The 1,164-nt window shown below is 57.0% G+C and carries 1 protein-coding gene; it reads right to left on the minus strand.

What is annotated here, in order from left to right; all coding sequences use genetic code 11:
* Positions 1–9 precede the first annotated feature (9 nt).
* A partial coding sequence (tuf, locus tag CLR77_RS19880) for an elongation factor Tu (protein ID WP_097462462.1) occupies positions 10–1,164 on the minus strand: 1,155 nt, incomplete at its 5' end.

Below are 1,164 nucleotides of genomic sequence, written 5' to 3' on the forward strand. Positions count from 1 at the left end.
GTTATTCGATTACTCGATCACCTTGGTCACAACGCCCGCACCAACGGTACGACCGCCTTCGCGAATCGCGAAGCGCAGACCATCTTCCATTGCGATCGGCGCAATCAGCGTCACGACCAGCTTCACGTTGTCGCCCGGCATAACCATTTCTACGCCAGACGGCAGTTCGCAAGAGCCCGTTACGTCTGTAGTACGGAAGTAGAACTGCGGACGGTAGCCCTGGAAGAACGGCGTATGACGACCACCTTCTTCCTTGCTCAGTACGTATACTTCACACTCGAACTTGGTGTGCGGCGTAATCGTGCCCGGCTTCGCCAGAACCTGACCACGCTCAACTTCGTCACGCTTGGTACCGCGCAGCAGTACACCAACGTTCTCACCCGCACGGCCTTCGTCCAGCAACTTACGGAACATCTCAACACCGGTACAGGTGGTCTTGCTGGTATCGCGGATACCCACGATCTCAACTTCGTCACCCACCTTGATGATGCCACGCTCAACACGACCCGTTACTACGGTACCGCGACCAGAGATCGAGAAAACGTCCTCGATCGGCATCAGGAACGGCTGATCGATCGCGCGCTCCGGTTCCGGAATGTAGGAGTCCAGGGTTTCTACCAGCTTCTTAACAGCCGTAGTACCCATTTCGTTGTCATCTTTACCTTCCAGCGCCATCAGCGCAGAACCGGTAATGATCGGCGTGTCGTCGCCCGGGAAGTCGTACTGGCTCAGCAGGTCGCGAACTTCCATCTCGACCAGTTCCAGCAGCTCCGCATCGTCAACCATGTCCGCTTTGTTCAGGAACACAACAATGAACGGTACACCCACCTGACGGGACAACAGGATGTGCTCACGCGTCTGCGGCATGGGGCCGTCAGCAGCGGAACATACCAGGATAGCACCATCCATCTGCGCCGCACCCGTGATCATGTTCTTCACGTAGTCAGCGTGTCCAGGACAGTCAACGTGCGCGTAGTGACGGCTCGGCGAATCGTACTCAACGTGCGAAGTCGCAATCGTGATACCACGTGCACGCTCTTCCGGCGCATTGTCGATCTGGTCGAATGCGCGCGCCTCACCAGTACCCCATACTTCGTGACATACACGAGTCAGAGCAGCCGTCAGCGTGGTTTTACCATGGTCAACGTGGCCAATGGTGCCCAC

Source organism: Mangrovitalea sediminis (assembly GCF_002514725.1).
Classification (GTDB): domain Bacteria; phylum Pseudomonadota; class Gammaproteobacteria; order Pseudomonadales; family Oleiphilaceae; genus Mangrovitalea; species Mangrovitalea sediminis.